Below are 21,736 nucleotides of genomic sequence, written 5' to 3'. Positions count from 1 at the left end.
GCACGTCCGCCGTACCCTCGCCGGAGTGCTGGACCCGGAGCGGGTCGTAGGCGTCGAGACGGGCGCCTGCCCGCACACCGCCGTACGGGACGACCGGCGCGCTCACCCCGGCCTGGACCGGCGCCCTGCGCGCGGCCCAGATACTCGTACCGGCCGGCGAGGACGAACTGTCCGCCGTACTCGACCGCAACCGACGTGCGTCGGCGAAGCGTTCGGCCGTGCACATCGCCCTTCTGCCCACCTCCTACTGCAACATGGGGTGCGCCTACTGCGGCCAGGAGCACACCCGGGGCGGGCTGTCCCACACCCACCGCAGCCGGGTCCGCGATCGCGTCCTGCGCGCCGTGACCGCCCCGGAGACCCGCAGCGCCCGCATCGACTGGTTCGGGGCGGAACCGATGATGGGCTACGCGGTCATCCGCGACCTCGCCCCCCGGTTCGTCGCCGCCGCCGCCGAGCACGGGGTCGCCTACTCCTCGGTGATCGTCACCAACGGCTCCCTCCTCACCCCGAAGAAAATCACCACGCTCATCCGCTCCTGCGGGGTCACCCATTTCGAGATCACGATCGACGGGCCGCCGGATATACACAATGAACACCGGCCGCTGAAAAGCGGACGCGGATCTTTCTGGAACATCGTGCGCGCCGTGCGTTCCGTACTCGACGAACCGGATCTTGGCCCCACCCATTTCTCGTTCCGGACGAATGTCGATGTGCACAACCAGGACGCCGTACCCCGCTATATCGAGCTGATGGCGGAGTTGGGTTTCAGCCACCCCCGCGTGTCCTTCTCGATCTTTCCCGTCCACTCGTGGGGGAACGACATATCGGCGATCGAGGTGTCCAAGAACGAGTTCGCCGAACGCGAGACGGGGTGGCTCCGGCTGCTCTCCGAGCACGGGCTGCACACGCAGCTGATGCCGATCACCGCGCGGGAGGTCCTCTGCCCCGCCACGACCCGCTCGTCCGAGATCATCAGCAGCACCGGCAACATCTTCTCGTGCAGCGAGTACCCCCTCGTCCCCGAGGCCGAGCGCAGTCTCCCGCTGATACACATCGACCGGGCGGGCACCGAACCGCTCCGGCCGCTGGGCCCCTTCGACGGCTGGAACGAGGAGATCGCCGCGGGCACCACCTGGTGCAAGGGCTGCGTCTTCATGCCCACCTGCGGCGGCTCCTGCCCCAAGGCGTGGCAGGAGGGCCATCCGCCCTGCCCCAGCTACAAGTACAACGTCCAGGACAGGCTCGATCTCGTCGCCGCCCAGTGCGGTCTGCACGAGGCGGCCGGTGAGCCCACCGGAGCACGGTGATGACGGCGGAGACCGGCCCGGACTCCCCTCGCCGGCTGCTCATCGGGGTGTGCGGCTCCGGCAACGTACTCGCCGTTCCGCAGTACCTCATGGCCCTGCGCACCGGCCTCGGACCCGGCGTCGAGATCCGCATGGCCATGACCCGCTCCGCCGCCGTGCTCATCCCGGCCGCCACCATGCGTCTGCTGTGCCGGGACGTCTACTGCGACGGCGAGGACGAACTGACGATCGGTCATGTCACCCCCGCCGTCTGGGCGGACCGGTTCGTCGTCCTGCCCGCCACCGCCAACATGCTCGGCCAGGCCGCCAACGGACTCGCCTCCGGACTCCTCAGCTCGGCGCTGCTCGCCCATGAGCGCCCGGTGCTGTTCTTCCCGAGCATGAACAGCCTGATGTGGGAGCGGCCCGCCGTCCGCCGGAACGTGGACCGGCTGCGCGCCGACGGCCACGCCGTGGTGGACCCGGTGCCCGCCCCCGCCTGGCAGATCTCCGCAGGGGACGTACGCAAGAACCTCGGGCTGCCGCCGCCGAACACCGTGACCGCGGTGATCCGCGAATTCCTGGACCTGGACGTAGGCCGTGTCTGACAACTCCCGTGGGGCGGGCGGTTTCCGGCACCAGCACGAGGAGGACGCGTGGCACCAGCCAGACAGAGGCTCCGTACGGCACTGACGAGCGGACCGATGTCGGTGCGCGGCTTCCGGCTGCTGCTCGCCGGACAGCTCTCCTCCACGGTCGGGGACTACTGCTACGCCGTAGCGCTGCCGTGGCTGATTCTCTCCGGTGACGGCGGCCCCGTCCTGCTCGGCACGGTCCTGGCCTGCTACGGCATCCCCCGCGTCGTCACCATTCCGCTGGGCGGCGTGGTGGCCGACCGGATCGGCGGCCGGCGGGTGATGCTCGTCGCCGACCTGGTGCGGGCCGCCGCCGTGGGCATCCTCGCGGTGCTCGCCTCTACCGGGACACCGACACTGGCCCAGCTCGCGCCCATCGCCGTCGTCCTGGGCGCCTGCTCCGGGGTCTTCATCCCCGCCTCGTACACCCTCTTGCCCGCCCTGCTGCCCAAGGAGGACCTGGGCCGGGGCAACGCCCTGTCGACCATGGTCAACCAGGTCGGCGGACTTCTCGGGCCGACGGCGGGCGGCGCCCTGGTGGCCGCCTTCGACGCGGGCCCGGCGCTCACGGTCGACGCCGCGTCCTTCCTCGTGTCGGCGCTGGTGCTCGCCCGGATACGCTCCGGCGCGGATGCGGACGCGGACGCGGACGCGCCGCGGCAGGACGGGCCCGCAGGAGCCGAAGAACCCCCGGCGCGCGAGACGTCCTTCGTCGAACTGCTGCGCCACGGACGGCTGTTGCACGTCGTCCTGGTGGTGGCCCTCGTCTGCAACCTGGCCTTCAACGGCACGATCGAGGTGGCTCTGCCCGAACTGGCCCACCAGGGTATGGGCGCCACCGGCTACGGCGTTCTGCTGACCTGCCTGAGCCTGGGAGGACTGGCCGGTTCGCTGGTGGCCGCCCGTAGCCGGCCGGTGGAATCGCCCGCCTATCTCTTCGCCACCCTCGCGGTCGTCATGGGCATCGCCTTGAGCGCCGTCCCCTACGCCGGGGGCCTGGTCGGCGCCGCGGTGTGCGTGTGCGTCTACGCGCTGGCCAGCGGCTGGCAGAACATCGTCGTGGTGACGCTGCTCCAGGTCTGGGCCCCGCCGGCGCTCATCGGGCGGGTCATGAGCCTGGTCATGCTGGCCGTCATGGGCACCTTCCCGATCTCCGTGGCCGTGGCCGGCTTCGGGGTCCGCCACCTCGGCGCGGCCCCGTTCTTCCCGGTGGCGGGCGCGGCCATCGCCCTGTCCGTGGTCGGCGCGCTCACCCAGCGCGCCTTCCGCGACCACCGCTCGGGCACCGAGTACGCCCCACCGGTCTCCTTGAAGCCGGGGGCCCCGGCGAGCGGCCTCGCATCCGGCGTGCCGGCCGCCCGTGCCACGCATCCACCGCAGGACAACAGTCAGGAGTCACAGCGATGAGCGTGTTCGTCCCGTTGGGCATGCCGCGGTTCGAGGAGGAGCCCGACCGCGGTCGGCGGCCGGGCCGGGGCACCGGCAACACCGCCTACCTGCTGGTCAACCCGCCGGTGACCGACCCGACGACCGCTTACCACTCGATCCCGTACCTCGTGGGCGCCGCCCGCGAGGCCGGCCACACCGAGTACGGCTGCGTGGACGCCAACCTCGACGCCTTCACCTACCTCGCCGACCCCGAGCGCTTCGGCGCCGTGCTCGCCGCCGCCCGCCGCACCCGCGCCGAGATCGAGGCCAGGTCCGCCGTCCCGCGCCGGCACGACGAGATCCGTTACCGGCAGGCGCTGGCCGCCGAGGGCCTGTCCGCCACATCGGCCCGCGACGCGATCGGCGTGTTCCAGGACCCCGAGCACTTTTACCATCCCCCGACCTATGCCCAGGCGGTCGCGGTGATGAGCCGGTGGTGGGACCTGATCGCCCTGGAGATGCCGCCCGGCACGGCGGACGGCTTCTCGATGCGGGCCAAGTCCGCCGTCAACCTGTGCAGCACGGCGGACCTGTCCGACCCGGCGGTCCCGGCGGCCGTGGCCCGCCCCTTCGAGGGGTACTTCGCCGACGAGTTCGTCCCGAAACTGCGCGAACGGCCCTGGGCGGTGGTGGGCCTGTCGGTCAACTACACCAGCCAGCTGCCCGTCGCCCTGAGGATGGCCCGCCTGATCCGTGCCGTACTGCCCGACACGGTGATCGTCTTCGGCGGCACCGAGGTCGGCGACGTGGTCAAGTACGCCCCCGACCCCGCGGCCCCGTGGCGGGTCTTCCAGGACGCCGACCTGATCGTCCCCGGCGAGGGCGAGACCGCCCTCATCGGCATCCTCGACGCGGTCGGCAACGGCGCGGTCCGGGGCGGCGGCGCCTTCGAGGCCATCAGCGGCGTGATGACCAGGAGCCGGCCGGCCCCCGACATCGCGTACGGCAGTGTGGCGACGCTCGCCTCCCCGGCGTACGACGTGTGGGAGTGGGAGCGTTACTGGGCACCCGAGCCGGTGATCCTCTACAGCCCGACCCGGGGCTGCTACTGGAACAAGTGCACCTTCTGCGACTACGGCCTCAACACCGACCGGCCGACCTCGCCTTCGCGTGAACGCCCGGTCGCCGCCGTGCTGGAGGACCTGCGGGAGGCGAGCCGCTACGGCAGGACCCTGTACTTCGCGGTGGACGCCATGTCCCCCCGCTATCTGCGCACCCTCGCCGCCGCCCTCGCGGAATCCACCCTGGACCTGCGGTGGTCCGCCGAGCTGCGGCTGGAACGCACGTTCCCCAAGCGTGCCGTGGGCGAGATCCTCGCGGCCTCCGGATGCGTAGCGATCTCCTTCGGCTACGAGTCCGGCTCCCAGCGCATCCTCGACCTCATCGACAAGGGGGTCGGGATCGACGTCGTCCCCGACGTCCTGGCCGAACTGGCGCGCAACGGCATCGCCGCCCAGATGATGGGCTTCACCGGCTTCCCCACCGAGACCCGGGCGGAGGCGCTGGCGACGTACGAGTTCCTCCAGCACCACGAGAAGCTGTGGACCACTTCGGGCATCGGGGTGTTCGGGCTGACGCCCGGCTCCATCGTGGCCAAGGACCCCGACCGTTTCGGGATCGAGCTGATGCCGCTGTCCGCCTCCGACGACATCCGGCGCTACGTGCCCTGGCGGGACACGGAGACGGGCGAGGTCCACTGGCCGGTGTCGGACGACCCGCGGATTCCCCGCGAGTACTTCACCGGCAACCGCAAGACCAGCTTCGACCGCCCCTTCCTCGGCGGCATCGACTCCGCGCACACCCTGCTGTACTTCGCGCGTTTCGGCCGGGGACTGCTGCCCGAGGCGCCCGAGGCTCCCGAGGGGGCCGGCCGCGAGCAGGAGCCCCGCGTCCGCCTGGTCGAGGAGTCCGTGGTGAGCGTTCCGTTCGCCTCCGTCGACGAACTGACCGGTGTCGACGAGCTGATGACGGAGGTGAGCCGAAGGAGCAGGGCGCACCTGGACACCACGTCCGGCGCGTACGAGGAGTGGCTGGACGGCCCCGGCACTGCCCGCCCCGGAACCTGCGGCGTCCTGGTCCTGGCCCATGGCGGCCTCGTAGAGGTGCCTGCCGGGGTGGACTTCGGTGTGGACAACGCCATGACCCGCGCCCTGCGCCTGATGCTCGCGACGCAGGCCCGGGTCTGAGGACGCCCGAGGCGGCGGGGCCGGACGGCCACGACGCGGCGTACCCGCGGAAAGCGAACCGTCCGGTCCCGCACCTCGGAACCCAGGTCCCGCTCTGACGGCGCGCACGCGTCTCCCGGTCGGTCAGAACGCCCGCAGGTACACCCGGGTCCTGTGGGCGCCCAGTTCGAGGACGTGGATCTCGATCCACTGGACCTCGCTCCGGCGGCTGTCCCCGATGCAGGGCGGGCAGGCTCCGGCCCAGCGCACACCCTGCTCGCTCTGGGGCTCGGTGAGGCCGAGGTGCCCGAAGAGCTCGGTGGGGGAAGGGAGGTCCTGCTTCCTGGTGTGCAGGGGAGTCTCGGGACGCAGGTCCTCCGCCACCCCCACCGCGGTCTTCTCGTCGGTCACGAAGGAGAGCAGATAGACGTCCTCCTGCGGATTGATCTGCACGGCGCCCTTCACCTCCGTCGCGCTCTCGGGCACCGCCACCTTCATGAACGCCGATGCCTCCGGGGCGCCCATGTCCTCTCCCCAGTGCGAGGCGTACCCGTCCGTCGCCCGGTGATCATTCCCGCCTGCGCTCGAACAGGAGGAGAGGAGCAGGGCGGCTCCGAGGGCCGCGAGCAGCCGTGGCCGCATGGCACTTCGGTCGGTCGTCCACCGATTCTCCTCGTTGCCGCGTGAGATGATGCCGCGGGACCCTTCCCGCCAGGCCACCCTTGGTGGAACGGTCACAGTCCGGCACGCACGGCGGCCAACTCCGCGTCCGCCGCCCGCATCTGCCCGCACCCCTGCGGGTGCTGCTGCTCCATCTCCGCCAGCCGTACGGGGGCTTTGCGCAGGGCCGCCGTCGCCTTCGGATCCAGAGTCGCGTCGAACTCGTACGGCCTGTCCGAGCCGGCCGGTGACGGGCGCGGCTCGGAATTCACGTGCGCCATTGCTGCGATCTTCCCTTCGACGCCGGAGAAGTAGAACCACAGTCGGTCGCCGTCCCTCATCCTCTTCAAAGGCTTGGCCAGCCACCACACGCCTGATCCGCTGCCTTCGAGTGCTAGCTTCGCCACCCGCGCCGGCGTGGAGGGCCCGCCATCGACGGTACTCAGTTCCGGGTCCAGGCAGTACAGCCAGTCCCGAGTGCCGGGGACCCGGTAGACGGCGCGCCCGGAGCGGCCAGGGATCTTCTCCAGCACCTCCTGCTCGCTCAGTGTGCGCAGGAGCGCGCGGGCCCGCTTCTCGTCGATGTCCCATCCATAGCTGCTCAGGGTGTCGATCACGCGAACCGGATCCCATTCTCCGTCCTCGGCGGTGACACGGCTTTCCAGCGCCGACGGTTGCGTCAACTGTGTGCGGTTGCGCGGTCGGCCGTGCCGCTCCAGCAGCTTGTAGAGCTTGGCCGCGCCCATTTTCGCGGTGATGCCCAGGGCGTCCCGGTCCACGGCCCCAGTCGCGTCCACCGCCACGATGGCCTTCTCACGCCATTCCTCCTGGAGTTCCATCAGGTCGGTCATGGTCGCGGTGTCCTGCAACAGTCCGCGGGGGTCTGCCTTCTCGGACAGCACGACCTCACCCCGCAGCACACCGGCCAGGGCTCGGGCGAGCTGGTCGGAAAGGAGCACGACATGCTCCCTGCTCCCGTCGTCGCCGTAGGTGAATTCGATCCTCGTCGCCACAGTGTCCCCTTCTCTCTGAATTTGAGAGAAGGTTACATTCGCGTTTGGGGCATGCGTCACCGCTTCGGCAGAGTTGGGCGGCTCGGGTCGCCTCGTAGCCCGGCCGGCAGTGAGTCGATGTGGCACACCGTCATGTGCGCTTGCCGCGTCGTGTGTTCTGCTCGTACCCCTGATGGTCCCGCAGGGGTGCGGTCCAGGCGGCCGTGGGCTGCTGCCCGCGCCGCTGCGGACGCGCACCTCGAACGGCAGCGGTGCACAACTCGGGCGCCTGCGGACACCGGCACGCTGGATCGACGACTGGTGCTGGTCACCGGCCTTTTCCACCACCTGCCCGGAAACGCGGCGCTGGTGGACATGTGCGAGAGCTACGACTTCAAGCTGAACGGCTGACCGAGTGCGTCTTCGACGACCACGCACGTTCCAGCGGACTCAGTGACCACGCGGCACTGCTGCTGACCGCCCGGTAATCGTCCGCCCGACGGGAATTGCGGGACAGCCCTTGAGGCGTACTGACCCGCGTCCGAGTCCCGCGGCCACGGCAACTTCGTCAGAGCCGGCCACACTTCCATCCACCGCGCGGCCTTGTCCTCGTACACCTGGCGAGGAGCGATGGTCACGGGGCTCGGGCGCAACACCCCGTTGAAAAGGTCTTCGAACCCGTGTGTGGTGTGGATGCGGAGCAGCCCTTCCTCGTCCAGGTTCACCGCGACGCAGCAGCACGTCGCCGCGAAGCTGCTGATGGCATGGGCGAGGCTCGCGTACTGCGGGATGCTCTTGCCGTACTTCGCCCCGTACCAGAGGTGGACCCTCGCCTGATTGCGCGGCTCGACCTCGACGCCCAGGTCCGCACAGGCGTGCAGACACTTCCTGATCACGAGGTCCTCCGCCTCGTACGACAGATCGACGTCGTCGTAGAAGAACAGGTCGTGATCCCTGATCCCGTGGTTGAGGTCGTGACGGCCGGCGGCGGAGTTCCACACCGTCTGGAACAGCGAGCCCGCGGTGAGGTACCAGGGCGGTAGATCGAGAGCCGAGAACCGCTCCAGCACGGCGCTGATCGTCGGGTTCCGCATGATCGTGCCGGCGAACGCCAGAGCCTGCTCCTCAGGGGGAGCGTTGGTCAGCTCGCGCAGATCCGATGCGGTCAGGGGCAGGTTCGAGAGGTCGCCACGGCGAACCTCGAAGTCCGGGGGAGACACCCGTCGACGATGCCACACGGGGCTGATGCGGCACCTGTGGACCACGGAGAATCCGAGCCTTCTCGCGTCCAGGGGCCAATGGGGGCGGCCATGAACCGTGTTGACGGTGGTCCTCAGGGACTTTCGGGCTGTCGGGAACGTCTCACCGGGCTCCCGCGTCGGCACCGGACACCGCCCACCGACCTAGCCCAGAACTCGATGCGCCCCTTAGCGTGGTGACTTCGCGAAGTGCGGGAGGGATACGCGGTGCTGGTCATGCCCGGGCGGCGGACGTCGACGATGGAACTGCTGGCCGTCGAGGCGGCGGGCCGAGGGATGCCGGTCAGGGCGGCGGAGGAACCCGGCCTGGCAGGCCCCGCGTACTGGTACGGGGGACCGGTCGCGGGTGGGCGGCTGGCCGACCGGCTCGGGTTCGCGTTGCTGGAGCCGACGGACGGCTGGCTCGCCGAGTTGCCGGAAGAGTTCACCGGCCGCCGGATACGGGCGGGGACCGTCGCGGACGCATGGGCGATCGACCGGCCGACGTTCGTCAAGCCACCCCGTGACAAGTCCTTCGCCGCCGACGTCTACACCGACGGCTCCCGGTTGTCCTCCGCCCTGGATCCGGCGGAACCGGTGCTGCTGTCCGACGTGGTGACGTTCGCTGCCGAGTACCGGCTGTTCCTGCTGGACGGCCGGATCGCCGCGGCGAGCCGGTACGCCACGTTCGGTCGGCTCGACCCACGCCCGCTCGGTACGGACCGCGCCGACCGGGCCACCGCCGCGCAGGTCACGGAGTTCGTCGACCGGTTGGCCGCCGCGGCCGGGCGCACGTTGCCGAGTGCCGTCGTCGTGGACGTCGGGCAACTGCTGGACCCGTACCGCCTGGGTCACCGCTGGGCCGTGGTGGAGGCCAACATGGCGTGGTTCTCGCATGCCTACGCGGCCGACCCGGCACGGGTGCTGGACGTGGTCCTGCGGGCGGCCGGGCCGCGCGAGCACGTGCGGACACCGGATCTGGCCTTCGTGAGGCACTGACGCGAGGCACTGATCGGCCCGGCGCGCACCGGGTCTTCGACCTCACGGTCCAGCCGTACCGGACCGTGAGGTCGAAGGTGCGGGCGCTCCGTGGCCGCGAGGAGCGAAGGGGCCTCCCGCCCGGCGGGCAGCGGTTTCCGCGCCCTACCGGATGCCGGTCAACGGTCGGTCGCGTTCGCCTACTGGCAGAGCCGTGCCGCCAACCCGCTGCTGCCCCTGCGAATCCTGAGCGACCGCAACCGGGCCGGGGCCTACTCGGCCATCCCGATCTCCTCAGTCATCTTCGTCTTCGGGGGCGCTCGTCATCGGCGCGCTCTTCCAGCGGCACGCCCCCGCCGTCTCCGGCGTCCCGCAGCACGCGGAGGTCCCCACCGGCGTCTGACGCACACGCGCGACTCCTGGTGAGGCGCACGAGGACATTCATGGCGGCTCGCCGTGTGGGCGGAACGTCCGCATACATCCAGTAGGCGGACGTTCCTCGCCGTGCTCCAGCGGTTTGTCTCTCCGGGTGCCCCGGCAGGCACCCGTGCCGGGGCACCCCGACGACGTCCCGTCGATCGTCTCCGAACCGGTCACGCAGGTGGTCCGGCACGCACCCGGGCCCAGCACGTTGACCGTGACCGACGCATCCGGAGCCCTGGGACATCGGCGAGACGGAAGCCTGAGCGTCCGGCCGACGCGGATTTCGACGCGTCCGCCCCGGTGACCGGCGCCCGCACCGTACGCGGAGTGACTTCCCGCGTGGAGAAGAGTCGAGAAAACCGGCACATCCCTCATACCGCGGGCCGTGGGCAACGAATGCCTGTCAAGCGAGCGGAACGCTCGATCGCAGGCGGCTCTGGGAGTGCTCATGGCAGGACAGCGACTCGACGTAGCGAGCACCGATCCTTCCGTCACCCGTGACCGCCCGCAGGCCGAGGCCTCCTGCCCGTCCGGTACGGAACCGAGACTCGCGAGGCTCCTCGCGGACGTGGCCCGGGTGGAGGAGGTACCCGTCGACAGCGACTTCTTCAGCGATCTGGGTGCCGACTCCCTGGTCATGGCGCATTTCTGCGCCCGTGTACGGAAGCACCCCGATCTGCCCCCGGTGTCGATGCGCGACGTCTACCGCCACCCGACCGTCCGGAGTCTCGCCGCCTCGGTCGCCGGCACTGCCCCGGTCGCCGGCACCACGGCGGAGGAACCCGGGCGCGAGGCAACGACACCGGACGCGCCGCCCCGAGCGGCGGTCGGGACGGAATCGGTCGCGACGGAATCGGGCGGGACGGAGACGGGAGGGACCGGGGCGGGAGGGGCGAGGGCAGGCTGGACGAGCCGTCCCCGCCTGGCCCTGTGCGGTGGACTGCAACTGCTGAGCTTTCTCGGCATGGCCCTGTTCCTCGCCTTCGCGACGTCCCGGGGCTACGACTGGATCTCCGCCGGAAGCACCCTGCCCGACTCCTACCTGCGGTCCGTCGTGTTCGGTGCCGTGCTGCTGCTGACGCTCTGCGCCCTCCCCGTAGTCGCCAAGTGGCTGCTGGTCGGGAGATGGAAGCCGCAGCGGTTTCCCGTCTGGAGCCTCGCGTACTTCCGCTTCTGGCTGGTCAAGTCGCTCGTCAGATCGAGCCCGTTGGTCCTGTTCGTGGGTTCGCCGCTCTACCCCCTCTATCTGAGGGCTCTGGGCGCGCACATCGGGCGGGGAGTGACCTTCCTGTCCCGCAGTGCTCCGGTCTGTACGGACCTCCTGACGATCGGCGCCGGCGCGGTCGTCCGCAAGGACGCTCTCGTCAGTTGCTACCGGGCCCGCGACGGAATGATCGAGACGGGCTCCGTCGTCATGGGACGGAACGCGGTCGTGTGCGAGGCGACGGTGCTGGACATCGGCACCAGCCTCGGTGACGGCTCCCAGATCGGCCATGCTTCCTCGCTGCACACCGGACAGGCGGTACCCGACGGTGAGCACTGGCACGGGTCGCCGGCCCGGGTCACGGACACGGACTTCCTCACGGTGGGACCCGCCCGGTGCGCCACCCTGCGGCGGGCGGCCGGCGGAGCGACCCTCCTGTTCATGGCGGTGGCGGTCTACCTGCCGCTGATGGTGGGCCTCCTGGACGTGCTGCTCTCCCGGGTCCTGGCCGGTTCCGCGCTGCTGAGGCAGGGGCTGGCCGCCGCGACGAGCTGGACGCTCTACGCCGACGTGCTCGCGGCCACCGCGGTCGCGTTCTCCGGAGCCCTGTTCGGCGGCCTCGTCGTCCTGGCCGTGGTCCCCCGGCTGCTCAGCACATTCGTGCGGCCCGGCAGGACGTATCCGCTCTTCGGTCTCCACCACGCCCTGCACAGGGCGACCGCGCTGCTCACCAACCGGAACTCCCTCACCCGGCTGTTCGGCGACAGCACGTACGTCGTGGGCTACCTCCGGTGGATCGGGTACGACCTCTCCCGGGTGGAGCAGACCGGTTCGAACTTCGGTACCCGGGTCAAGCACGAGAGCCCGTTCCTGAGCGAGGTCGGCACCGGAACCATGGTCGCGGACGGCCTCTCGCTGATGAACGCGGAGTACTCCAGCACCTCGTTCCGCCTGTCACGGACCTCGGTCGGGGCACACAACTTCCTGGGCAACCGGATCGCCTACCCACCGGGCGGCAGAACCGGCGACAACTGCCTCCTCGCCACGAAGGTGATGGTCCCGGTGGACGGGCCGCTCCGCCACGACGTCGGACTGCTCGGCTCGCCCGCCTTCGAGATACCGCGGTCGGTGCTGCGGGACAGCACGTTCGAGGAGTCGGCGGACGAGGGCGACGAGGGAGGACGGCGCCGCCGTCTCGCGGCCAAGAACCGGCACAACGCCGTGACGATGGCGGCCTACCTCTTCACCGGCTGGTTGTACTTCTTCTGCGTGACCGCGTTCTTCGCGTGCGCCGCGAGCCTGTATCCGCAGTGGGGCATGGCCGCCCTCGCCGCCGCCAACGCGGTGGTGCTGCCGTTCACCTTCCTGTACTTCGTGTTGATCGAGCGGGTCGTCACGGCCCTGCATCCCCAGGGACCTCTGTTCTGCTCGATCTACGACCGGCGCTTCTGGCGCCGTGAGCGGTACTGGAAAGTCCCGGCCGAGACCTATCTGCAGGTACTCAACGGCACCCCCTTCAAGAACGTCGTGTGGCGGCTGCTCGGAGCGCACATCGGGTCCCGGGTCTTCGACGACGGCTGCAGTCTGACCGAGCGCGGGATGGTCACCGTCGGAGAGGGCTGCACGCTCAACGCCGGCAGCGTGGTGCAGTGCCACTCGCAGGAGGACGGCGCGTTCAAGTCCGACCGCAGCACGCTCGGTTCCGGCTGCACGCTCGGCGTCGGAGCGCTCGTGCACTACGGCGTGACGATCGCGGACGGGGCCGAACTGGGGGCGGACTCCTTCCTGATGAAGGGCGAGACCGTTCCGGAGAACTCCCGCTGGGCGGGGAACCCCGCCCACCCGCTGACCGACCGCAGTGGAGGCGAACAGTGATGGCCGCAGCAGTGACCGGCGGACACGCCCCGGGAGCCGCCGCCCCGGCGAAGGACGGTTGCACGGTCGTCCCGCGATGGACCGCGACCCCCGTGCCCGGCACGGCGGAGACGACCACGCCCCTGTCCCGCGCCCTGGTGAAGGACCTGCGCCGACGCGCGGCCGAGTTCGACGTGCCGTTCACCGCGCTTCTCCTGGCCGCCCACGTGAGAGTGCTGGCCGTGCTCTCCGGCGACCCGCACGTGCGCACCGGCCTGGTACCCCGGGCGGGCTCCGTGCCCGTACGCCTGGACGTCACGGCCGGCCCGGGCAGCTGGCACGACCTGGTGGCGGCGGTCGCCCGGACGGCCGCGTCGTGCACCGCGCCCTCGCCGCCCCCGCACCCCGAGGCGGTGTTCGAACCGGAAGGCCGGGAGCCCCCCGCCCTGCCCGACGGCGACGGCGTCGTCCTCGGCGTCGCCACCGGGGCGGACGCCGACGGAACCGCCGTACGCCTGAGTTACCGGACCGAGGTGATGGACGCGGACCAGGCCGCCAGGATCAGCGGGTATCACCTCACCGCGCTCGAACTGATCGCCGCCGATCCCGACTCACCGCTCGACGCAAGCACCCTGCTGTCGGCGGACGAGCTCCGCTTCCAGCTCGACGAGCTCGCCGGGCCCCGCCGCGAGCTGCCGGACCGCCGTGTCCACGAACTGTTCGAGGAACGCGTCAGAACCCGCCCCGAGGCGGTCGCGGTCGTCCACCGCGACCGGTCCTGGACGTACCGGGAACTCGACCTACGGGCCAATCGGCTGGCCAACGCCCTGCTCGCGGCGGGGCTGCGTCCCGAGGACGTGGTCGCCGTGGTGACCGGGCGCGGCCTGGGCTGGGCCGCCGCCGTGCTGGCCGTCCTCAAGGCGGGTGGCGCGTACCTGCCCGTCGACCCCGACTGCCCGCCCGCGCGGATGACCACCATGCTCGGCCGCGCGGCATGCACCCACGTACTCACCGAACCGGAGAGCGCCACCAACCTGGACAGAGCCCTCGTCACCCTTCCCGGCGCCCACCGGCTGCTGGTCCCGGAGATCATCGAACAGCCGGGCGGGGAAACGGCACCCGGTGCCGAAGTCGGGGCGGACCGGCTCGCGTACGTGTTCTTCACCTCCGGCTCCACCGGGGAGCCCAAGGGCGTCATGTGCGAGCACGCCGGACTCCTCAACCACCTCCTGGCCAAGATCGGCGACCTGGGCCTCGGCGAGGACTCCGTCGTGGCCCAGACCGCGTCGCAGTGCTTCGACATCTCGTTGTGGCAACTGCTCGCCCCGCTCCTGGCCGGCGGACGCACCCTGGTGGTCGGCCAGGAGACGGTTCTCGACGCCGACCGGTTCCTGACCACGATCGCCGAGGGCGGAGTGACCGAGTTCCAGGTCGTGCCCTCCTATCTGGACCTCCTGCTGACCACGCTCGCGGACCACCCCCGTACCCTGCCGGACCTGCGATGCGTGTCCGTCACGGGGGAGACGCTCAGGAGCGATCTCGCCCAGCGATGGTTCGCCACCGGCCCGGGCGTCCGTCTGGTCAACGCCTACGGGCTGACGGAGACGTCCGACGACACCAACCACGAGGTGATGGACGAGGCGCCCGCCACCGGCCGCGTCCCCCTCGGCCGTCCGGTGAACAACGTGCGCGTCGACGTCGTCGACGACCACTCGATGCCCGTCCCGCTGGGCGCCCCCGGCGCCATCGTCTTCTCCGGCGTCTGCGTCGGGCGCGGCTACGTCAACGACACCGAACGAACCCGCCTCGCCTACACGAGCGACCCGCACCGGCCCGGCCTGCGTCTCTTCCGCGGCGGCGACATCGGGCGCTGGCTGCCCGGCGGGAAACTGGAGTTCCTCGGCCGCGGGGACGCGCAGGTGAAGATACGCGGGTTCCGCATCGAGATCGGCGAGATCGAGGCCACCCTGCCGCAGGTCCCCGGCGTCCGTGACGGCGCGGTCGTGGTGACCGGACCGGAAGGCCACGGCCGGCTGACCGCCTTCTGCACCGGCCCCGCCGCGCCCGACGAGGTACACCTGCGCCGCCGGCTCGGCGAGCTGCTGCCCGCGTACATGGTCCCGGACACCGTCCGCCGCCTGGAGCGCCTGCCGCTCACCGCCAACGGCAAGACCGACCGGAAGGCGCTGGCGGCGCTCGCCGAAGAGCACCTACGGGAGAAGGACACGCACCAACCGCCGCAGACCCCCACCGAGCGCCGGCTCGTGGCGGCCTGGGCGGCCGTGCTCGGCCTGGCGGTCCCGGAGATCGGGCGGCACGACGACTTCTTCGAGCTGGGAGGCACCTCCCTGTCGGCCGTGCGTCTCGCGGTCCGCCTGGACCGGGCGATCTCCCTGCGCGACCTCACCGCCCGTCCGACACCCGCCGGCCTGGCCCGTCTGATGGACGGCAGGGCCGGGGAGACCGGCAGCCTGCCGCCCTGACGTCCGGTACGGCCCCCGCAGAGCCCGAACGATTTCGCGAACGACGAAACAGAGGAGCACACCATGTTGTCGGCACTGTTCAGCAAGGACCCCGTCGGCGCCGAACCGTACGCGCCCACCGGGACCACCGCCTCAACGGTCGCGGAGGAACCACCGGTTCTGGACGCGCGGGTCACTTCGGACGCGGCTGCCTGGGTGACCGAGCACCGTCGGACGCTGCGCGATCTGGTCGCCGGACACGGCACGCTCACGGTCCGCGGCCTCGGCCTGCGCACCCCGGCCGATGTCGAGTCCGTCCTGCTTCGCCTGGCCGACCGTCCCGCCACCGAACGCGAGTCCTTCGCGCCGCGTGAGACGTACGCCGAGGGCCTCTACTCGTCCGCGAGCTGGCCGGCCAACCAGCCCATGTGCATGCACCACGAGCTGAGTTACACGACCCCGTTCCCCGGCCTGCTGCTCTTCGCCTGCCTCCGGCCCCCCACGGAGGGTGGTGCGACGACCGTCGCCGACGCGACCGCCGTGCTGGAGGACCTGCCCGCGGACGTCACCGACCGCTTCGAGCGGCAGGGATGGCTCCTCACCCGCTCGTACAACGACGAGATCGGCGCCACGCTGAACCAGTCGTTCGGTACGGACGACCACGACGCCATCGACGCGTACTGCCGCTCCCACGCCATCCGGAGTTCCTGGCAGTCCGACGGCTCACTGCGCACCCGGCAGCGCCGCGACGCCGTGGTGGGACACCCGTTCTCCGGTACACGCTGCTGGTTCAACCAGATCGCCTTCCTCAACGAGTGGACCCTGGCCCCGGAGGTGCGGGAGTTCCTCGTCGAGGAGTACGGCTCCGAGGGCCTCCCCTTCAACACCTTCTACGGGAACGGCGACCCCGTACCCCCCGACGTCGTCGGCCGGATCAACCGGGCGTACGAGGCACACACCGTGCGACGGCCCTGGCACGCCGGAGATCTGATGCTGGTCGACAACATCCGCACCGCACACGGCCGGGAGGCGTTCGAGGGACCGAGGGACGTGGTGGTGGGGATGGCGGACCCCGTGTCCATCGACCCCACGCTTCCCCCCGGTCCCGTGCCGTACGCGGGGAGGGCGGCCTCATGACCACCGTGAACCTCTCCGCAACGACCACCGTGGACACGGCCTCCGGCACGACCGCCCACGCGGACGTGGCAGTACCGCCCTTCGCCGTCGTCCCGGGCGCCACGGTCAAGGCCGTCCTCGACGGACGGGAAAAGGACGTGGTGGAGGTCGTCGAAGACACCTACCGCCTGCACGGGGCCTGCCGCTCGGTCAACCCGCCCTCCACCTTCCTCCGCTTCCAGGACCGGCCGACGTCGCGGATCATCGCGCTGCCCGCCTCCCTGGGAGGCGAGAACCGGGTGGACGGCCTCAAGTGGATCTCCAGCTTCCCCGGCAACGTCGCGGCGGACATTCCCCGGGCGTCGGCCGTGCTCATCCTCAACGACTACGCGACGGGCTACCCCTTCGCCTGCATGGAGAGCTCGATCATCAGCGCCGCCAGGACCGCGGCCTCCGCGGCCTCCGCGGCCGACCGGCTCAGCAGGGGCCGCGAGCGACCCGCCCGGCTGGGATTCGTCGGCGCCGGACTGATCGCCCGCTACATCCACACCTACCTCGACCGGACGGGCTGGTCCTTCGACGACATCGGAATCCACGACGTGTCTCCCGCCGGCGCGGCCGGCTTCCGGGCCTACCTCGAACAGTCCGGAGCCGTCGGACGCGTCACCGTGCACCGAAGCGCGGAGGAACTGGTCCGCCGGAGCGATCTGATCGTCTTCGCCACCGTGGCCGGCCGGCCGCACGTCCACGATCCGGCCTGGTTCCGCCACAACCCGGTGGTGCTGCACGTGTCGCTGCGCGACCTCGCCCCGCAGGTGCTGCTCAGCGCCACCAACGTCGTCGACGACGTGGAGCACTGCCTGCGCGCCGACACCTCACCGCACCTCACCGAACAGCTCACCGGCAACCGCGACTTCCTGCTCGGCACGCTCGACGACGTCATGGCGGAGCGTGTGACGGTCCCGCCCGACCGGCCGGTGATCTTCTCTCCGTTCGGGCTCGGCGTGCTCGACCTCGCGGTCGGCAAGTACGTCTACGACCAGGTGGCCCGGGCCGGTGAACTCCAGATCGTCGACGACTTCTTCCACGAACTGAGCCGGCACGGCTGAAGCGTCCGGCCGTCCACCATCCGCAGCCACCGAGGAGACATCGTGCCTGTCATCTCCGTCCCCGAAGCCTTCAACGAGGAAGACCTCTACGTCGACCTCGCAGCGATGGCCGGCCACCCCCTCTTCCTCAAGTGCGAGGGATTCAACTTCGCCGGGTCGATCAAGCTGAAGGCCGCTACCGAAATGGTCGAGTCCGCCGAACGCGACGGCGTCCTGACGAAGGACTCGATCCTGGTGGAGTCCTCCTCCGGCAACCTCGGCGTCGCCCTGAGCATGATCGCGGCGAGCAAGGGCTACCGGTTCATCTGCGTGACCGACTCCCGCTGCAACCTGACCGCGCGCCAGATGATGGAAGCCCTGGGAAGCCGGGTGCACGTCGTCTCCGACGAGCACGCCACCGGCGGCCTGCTGGGCGCCCGGCTCGCGTACGTGCGCGACCTCTGCGCGGCGGACGGCCGTCACGTGTGGCTCAGCCAGTACACCAACGCCGACAACTGGAGGGCCCACTACCTGCGGACCGCCCCCGCCATCGCCCACCGATTCCCCCGACTGGACGTCCTGTTCGTCGGAGTCGGCACCACGGGCACCCTGATGGGCTGCGCACGCTGGTTCCGGGGCTTCCACCGGCCGGTACGCATCGTGGCCGTGGACACCACGGGTTCCGCCATCTTCGGCGGCCCGCCGGGGCGCCGCATGATCCCCGGGCTGGGCATGAGCAGGCGGCCTCCGCTCCTCGACGAGTCGTACGTCGACGAGGCGGTACACGTCGACGAGGCCGACAGCGTCCGAACCTGCCGGGCCCTCGCCAGGCGCGGTTTCCTCTTCGGGGGTTCCACCGGGACGGTGGTCAGCGGAGCCTCGAACTGGCTCGCCCGTCACGGAGGACGGGATCTCACCTCGGTGGCCATCGCTCCGGATCTCGGCGAGCGCTATCTCGACACGGTCTACCAGACCAACTGGGTGCAGGCCCTCTACGGCGACCAGGCGCTCCTCCCGGAGGAACGGCCCGGCGAACCGCCCCCCGCCCGCGAGCCGGACACGGCGGACAGCGCGGTCCCCTGACCGCGCGGCCGTCGCCGTCGCCGTCGCCGCCCCCACCTGTCGGGGGCGGCGACGGCGACGGGACGTGTCACCCGGGAACGGCGACGAGGCCGAGCGGGGGAGTGGTGGGTTGCCGCGACCCACCGGCGGGTTCCACGGTGATGCCCACGGCCGTGGCGCCCTCGAGGGGCCCGTCGAGGACGTATGCCTGCCAGCCGCCCGCACCGGACAGCAGCCCGGCCGGCCGGAAGCTCTTCCCCTCGGCGTACCAGAGTTCGTAGACACGGTCGTCGGTGAGCGGACGCAGCCCGGTCGCGACGAACGCGGCCCGGTTCTGGGACCGCGAAGTGATCACACTCGCCGTCGCCCCCTGGGGGAGCCGCTCGGCGGTGATCGCGGCATCGGGGGCCGAGAGGACGCCGGCGAGGACCTGAGCACCGTCATGAACCTGCGCGGCCTCCTGGCGGGCGGTGTTCGCCGCCGAAGTCTGCCACCAGGCGACACCTCCCAGACCGGCTGCCGCGGCCACCGAAGCCGCCAGGGACACCGCGAGCGCCCGCACACGACGCCGATGGGACCGCGTCACGACGGGAGTGAGCCCGTCCCCCCGGGCGGTGGGGACACGGATGGAGGAGATCTGCTGGAGCACCCGGCGGCGCACCTCCGGCGACGGTGTGCGCTCCTCCACCGCCTCGCCCAGCAGGTTCGCCGTTGCCGCCAGTCCGTCGACCTCGGTCCGGCACTCCGCGCAGCCCGCCAAGTGGTTCTCGAAGGCGGCCTCCTCGTCGGGAGGCAGCGCGTGCAGCACGTAGGCCCCGACATCCAGATGCGGGTCGGCGCCGGGACGCGGGGTCATGACGTTCCCAGACATTCACGAAGGCGGTGCAGCCCTTGGCGCATCCGCGACTTGATCGTGCCCTGCGGCGAGTCCAGGGAGTCCGCCACCTCCGCGTAGGTCAGTCCCTCGTAGTACGCGAGAATCAGGGGCAACCGCAGTTGCCCCGCCAGCCCGGTGAGGCAGACGAAGAGCACGCGATGGTCCTCCCGCCTCTCGACCTCCTCGGCGACCACGTCGAACGGCCGGTCCTGGTCCCGAACCCCCACCCGCATCTCCCGGGCCCTGGACGCGGCGACCGAGCGCACCCGGTCCACGGCGCGGCGATGCGCGAGGGTCAGCACCCAGCCCCGCGCGGTTCCCCGCTCGGGACGGAACCGGTCCGCGGTGCGCCACACCTCCACCATCACCTCCTGGGTCACCTCCTCCGCCTGTGCTTCGTCCCTCAGCACCCGGCAGACCAGCCCCATCACCGGCTTCGCCAGGGCGTCGTACACATCGGCGAAGGCGTCTTCGTCGCCGGTGGCGGCGCGCACGAGCAGCCCGTCCAGGACCACCTGATCCGCCGACCGGTCATGATCGGCCCCCGGGTGGTCTCCGGGCTCCGCTCCACTGCCACGATGCATAGCCGCTCCTCGACTCCGCTCGACCCTGACGCCGCGGGGCGAGGAGCGCATCCGGTCCGAAGCCATCTGCTCCACCGATTCACCTCCCTCATCTCCCCCCGTCGACGGGATCGGGAGAACGTACGCGAGGTGGTGAGCCGGACACACGCCTCACCAGTGGTTCGTAGCCGACGGGCCTGTGGACGTCCGTCAGTGCACACGGAAGCGATCCGCCCCCGGCCCCGGCCCGGCGTTCCCGGACCGGGGCACTCGGTCCCTGTCGCGGCGCTACTCGGTGGCGATGGCCTTCAGGACGTTCATCCGCCCGGCCCGGAAGGCCGGGAAGAGCGCGGCCAGCAGGCCCACCACCGCGGAGCCGAGGAAGACGACGCCGATGGTGGTCCACGGGATGCTGAGCACTCCCAGCCCGGCGAGGGCCAGCAGCTTCTGCGCGGCGACGCCCCAGCCCAGGCCCAGGGCCACGCCGAGGACCGCACCGAACAGGGCGATGATCACGGACTCCAGGCGGACCATCCGGCGCAACTGGCGTCGGGAGAGTCCGATGGCGCGCATCAGCCCGATCTCGCGGGTGCGTTCCACCACCGAGAGGGCGAGGGTGTTCACCACTCCGAGGACGGCGACGATGATGGCGAGTGCCAGCAGGGCGTAGATCATGTTGAGCAACTGGTCGAGCTGCTGCTCGACCATGTCCTTGTAGGCGGCCTGGTCCCGGACCTTGACCTGCGGGTAGTCGGCGGTGGCCGCCTTGAGGGCCGCTGCCGCCTCGGCCTCCTGGCCGGGCCGCGCGGCGGCGAACATCATGTTGTTCAGCGGGAATTCGGCGGCCGGCAGATAGCGCCTGGCCTCGGCGATGTCCATGTACATGGCGCCCTTGTCGAACACCGTGTCGTCGGAAGTGATCGCGCGGACCGTCAGCCGAGCCGTGGTGCCGCCGGCGAAGGCGACGTCGAGCCGGCTGCCGAGGGTGACCCCGTGTGCCGCGGCCCAGCCCTCGGGCACCGACATGGCGCCGGGGGCGTAGGCGTCCACCAGCTGTCCCCGCACGGTCTTGGCACGGAGATCCTCGGTGTAGGACGGCGTTCCCGCCGCGATCTCGCTCTTCTCCGCGGTGCCGTCGGGGGCGGTGACGGTCGCGGCGACGTCGGTGCGGTCGGTGACGTGGGCCAGATGTCCGGCCGCGTGGATGGCCTTGGCGGCGGCCGGGCTGATCGGGTCGCCGTCGCCCACCTGGATGATGAAGTCGGCGCCGACGGACTTGTCCATCTGGGCGGTCGCCGAAGCGACCATGGAGTTGCCGACCACCGACAGGCTCGCGACCAGCGCGAGACCGACCATCAGCGCCGCAGCGGTCGCTCCGGTACGGCGCGGGTTGCGCAGCGCGTTGCGCTCGGCCAGCCGGCCCACCGGACCGAACACGCGCAGGACGAGTGAGCCCAGTACCCGTACGACGAGCCCGGCGAGCAGCGGTCCGACGACGACGAACCCGACCAGCGTCAGCAGCACGCCGGTCGCGAGCAGCCCGGAACCGGCCGAGGTCGTGGACGCGGACGCGGCCAGCGCCAGGGCGGTACCGCCCGCCGCGGTGAGCAGGAGCGCATGTGCGCGATCGTCGAGCCGCAGCACGTGTACCGCTTCCTGGAGATCTGCGAGAAGTGGGACGTCATCGACACCGTCATCGGTG

Annotated in this window: 16 protein-coding genes and 2 pseudogenes; 12 read left to right on the top strand and 6 right to left on the bottom strand. The window is 71.0% G+C overall.

All coding sequences use genetic code 11. The annotated features are described in order from the left end of the window. The 5 genes and pseudogenes from ACWD3D_RS15755 to ACWD3D_RS15735 all read left to right on the top strand — a co-directional run. Window positions 1-94: pseudogene (locus ACWD3D_RS15755) on the top strand (urease accessory protein UreG); the annotation flags it as partial. Between the two features lie 124 nt (window positions 95-218). Then, complete coding sequence (locus ACWD3D_RS15750; protein ID WP_451461427.1) at window positions 219-1,310, top strand: radical SAM protein; 1,092 nt, start codon at window positions 219-221, stop codon at window positions 1,308-1,310. Next, window positions 1,310-1,897, top strand: coding sequence for a flavoprotein (locus ACWD3D_RS15745; RefSeq protein WP_451461426.1), 588 nt, complete (start codon window positions 1,310-1,312; stop codon window positions 1,895-1,897). The genes ACWD3D_RS15750 and ACWD3D_RS15745 overlap by 1 nt, the downstream gene beginning before the upstream one ends. 48 nt (window positions 1,898-1,945) lie before the next feature. Next, complete coding sequence (locus tag ACWD3D_RS15740; RefSeq protein WP_451461425.1) at window positions 1,946-3,331, top strand: MFS transporter; 1,386 nt, start codon at window positions 1,946-1,948, stop codon at window positions 3,329-3,331. After that, the gene (locus ACWD3D_RS15735; RefSeq protein ID WP_451461424.1) at window positions 3,328-5,538 is read left to right on the top strand and encodes a B12-binding domain-containing radical SAM protein; all 2,211 of its coding nucleotides are present in this window, start codon (window positions 3,328-3,330) and stop codon (window positions 5,536-5,538) included. Before ACWD3D_RS15740 ends, ACWD3D_RS15735 begins: the two co-directional genes overlap by 4 nt. Window positions 5,539-5,661: 123 nt before the next feature. On the opposite strand, the gene ACWD3D_RS15730 is transcribed toward ACWD3D_RS15735, so the two are convergent. Both ACWD3D_RS15730 and ACWD3D_RS15725 read right to left on the bottom strand, forming a co-directional pair. Then, window positions 5,662-6,159, bottom strand: coding sequence for a hypothetical protein (locus ACWD3D_RS15730; RefSeq protein WP_451461423.1), 498 nt, complete (start codon window positions 6,157-6,159; stop codon window positions 5,662-5,664). 92 nt (window positions 6,160-6,251) lie between these two features. Further along, the gene (locus tag ACWD3D_RS15725) at window positions 6,252-7,190 is read right to left on the bottom strand and encodes a hypothetical protein (RefSeq protein ID WP_451461422.1); all 939 of its coding nucleotides are present in this window, start codon (window positions 7,188-7,190) and stop codon (window positions 6,252-6,254) included. A 186-nt stretch (window positions 7,191-7,376) separates the two neighbouring features. On the opposite strand from ACWD3D_RS15725, the gene ACWD3D_RS15720 reads away from it, so the two are divergent. After that, entirely contained in the window at window positions 7,377-7,580 is a 204-nt protein-coding gene (locus tag ACWD3D_RS15720) for a hypothetical protein (protein WP_451461421.1), read from the top strand. Here ACWD3D_RS15720 and ACWD3D_RS15715 read toward each other — a convergent pair. Then, window positions 7,556-8,389, bottom strand: a complete 834-nt coding sequence (locus ACWD3D_RS15715; protein ID WP_451461420.1) for a nucleotidyltransferase family protein — start codon at window positions 8,387-8,389, stop codon at window positions 7,556-7,558. The genes ACWD3D_RS15720 and ACWD3D_RS15715 overlap by 25 nt on opposite strands. A 279-nt stretch (window positions 8,390-8,668) precedes the next feature. Here ACWD3D_RS15715 and ACWD3D_RS15710 point away from each other — a divergent pair, with 279 nt between their 5' ends. From ACWD3D_RS15710 to sbnA, 6 genes are all read left to right on the top strand, one after another. Then, a complete protein-coding gene (locus ACWD3D_RS15710; protein WP_451461428.1) occupies window positions 8,669-9,406 on the top strand; it encodes an ATP-grasp domain-containing protein in 738 nt (245 codons plus the stop codon). Window positions 9,407-10,256: 850 nt separating this feature from the next. Continuing rightward, window positions 10,257-12,887 (top strand): Pls/PosA family non-ribosomal peptide synthetase, encoded by a 2,631-nt coding sequence (locus ACWD3D_RS15705; protein ID WP_451461419.1) that lies wholly within the window; start codon window positions 10,257-10,259, stop codon window positions 12,885-12,887. After that, on the top strand, window positions 12,887-15,349 hold the full coding sequence (locus ACWD3D_RS15700; RefSeq protein WP_451461418.1) for an amino acid adenylation domain-containing protein: 2,463 nt from the start codon (window positions 12,887-12,889) through the stop codon (window positions 15,347-15,349). The genes ACWD3D_RS15705 and ACWD3D_RS15700 overlap by 1 nt, the downstream gene beginning before the upstream one ends. 63 nt (window positions 15,350-15,412) lie before the next feature. Beyond that, window positions 15,413-16,465, top strand: coding sequence for a TauD/TfdA family dioxygenase (locus ACWD3D_RS15695; RefSeq protein ID WP_451461417.1), 1,053 nt, complete (start codon window positions 15,413-15,415; stop codon window positions 16,463-16,465). Then, window positions 16,462-17,553: a 2,3-diaminopropionate biosynthesis protein SbnB gene (sbnB, locus tag ACWD3D_RS15690; protein WP_451461416.1), complete on the top strand. Its 1,092-nt coding sequence runs from the start codon at window positions 16,462-16,464 to the stop codon at window positions 17,551-17,553. The genes ACWD3D_RS15695 and sbnB overlap by 4 nt, the downstream gene beginning before the upstream one ends. 42 nt (window positions 17,554-17,595) lie before the next feature. Then, on the top strand, window positions 17,596-18,615 hold the full coding sequence (gene sbnA, locus ACWD3D_RS15685; protein WP_451461415.1) for a 2,3-diaminopropionate biosynthesis protein SbnA: 1,020 nt from the start codon (window positions 17,596-17,598) through the stop codon (window positions 18,613-18,615). Between the two features lie 67 nt (window positions 18,616-18,682). Here sbnA and ACWD3D_RS15680 read toward each other — a convergent pair whose 3' ends face one another. The 3 genes and pseudogenes from ACWD3D_RS15680 to ACWD3D_RS15670 all read right to left on the bottom strand — a co-directional run. Continuing rightward, window positions 18,683-19,450: an anti-sigma factor gene (locus tag ACWD3D_RS15680; protein ID WP_451461414.1), complete on the bottom strand. Its 768-nt coding sequence runs from the start codon at window positions 19,448-19,450 to the stop codon at window positions 18,683-18,685. Then, a complete protein-coding gene (gene sigK / locus ACWD3D_RS15675) occupies window positions 19,447-20,055 on the bottom strand; it encodes an ECF RNA polymerase sigma factor SigK (protein ID WP_451461413.1) in 609 nt (202 codons plus the stop codon). The genes ACWD3D_RS15680 and sigK overlap by 4 nt, the downstream gene beginning before the upstream one ends. Before the next feature lie 267 nt (window positions 20,056-20,322). Beyond that, window positions 20,323-21,648 (bottom strand): annotated as a pseudogene (locus ACWD3D_RS15670) (FtsX-like permease family protein); the annotation flags it as partial. Between the last annotated feature and the right edge of the window lie 88 nt (window positions 21,649-21,736).

It is taken from the genome of Streptomyces sp. NPDC002690, assembly GCF_053592415.1.
Note: the sequence above shows the minus strand (reverse complement) of the source record. Positions and strands in the feature narration are given on the sequence as shown.

Excerpts from the sequence above, each read along its gene's own strand:
- ACWD3D_RS15745 (WP_451461426.1), top strand. The coding sequence starts at position 1,310 with ATGACGGCGGAGACCGGCCCGGACTCCCCTCGCCGGCTGCTCATCGGG.
- ACWD3D_RS15735 (WP_451461424.1), top strand. The coding sequence starts at position 3,328 with ATGAGCGTGTTCGTCCCGTTGGGCATGCCGCGGTTCGAGGAGGAGCCC.
- ACWD3D_RS15730 (WP_451461423.1), bottom strand. The coding sequence starts at position 6,159 with ATGCGGCCACGGCTGCTCGCGGCCCTCGGAGCCGCCCTGCTCCTCTCC.
- ACWD3D_RS15710 (WP_451461428.1), top strand. The coding sequence starts at position 8,669 with ATGGAACTGCTGGCCGTCGAGGCGGCGGGCCGAGGGATGCCGGTCAGG.
- ACWD3D_RS15705 (WP_451461419.1), top strand. The coding sequence starts at position 10,257 with ATGGCAGGACAGCGACTCGACGTAGCGAGCACCGATCCTTCCGTCACC.
- ACWD3D_RS15700 (WP_451461418.1), top strand. The coding sequence starts at position 12,887 with ATGGCCGCAGCAGTGACCGGCGGACACGCCCCGGGAGCCGCCGCCCCG.
- ACWD3D_RS15695 (WP_451461417.1), top strand. The coding sequence starts at position 15,413 with ATGTTGTCGGCACTGTTCAGCAAGGACCCCGTCGGCGCCGAACCGTAC.
- sbnB (WP_451461416.1), top strand. The coding sequence starts at position 16,462 with ATGACCACCGTGAACCTCTCCGCAACGACCACCGTGGACACGGCCTCC.
- ACWD3D_RS15680 (WP_451461414.1), bottom strand. The coding sequence starts at position 19,450 with ATGACCCCGCGTCCCGGCGCCGACCCGCATCTGGATGTCGGGGCCTAC.
- sigK (WP_451461413.1), bottom strand. The coding sequence starts at position 20,055 with ATGCATCGTGGCAGTGGAGCGGAGCCCGGAGACCACCCGGGGGCCGAT.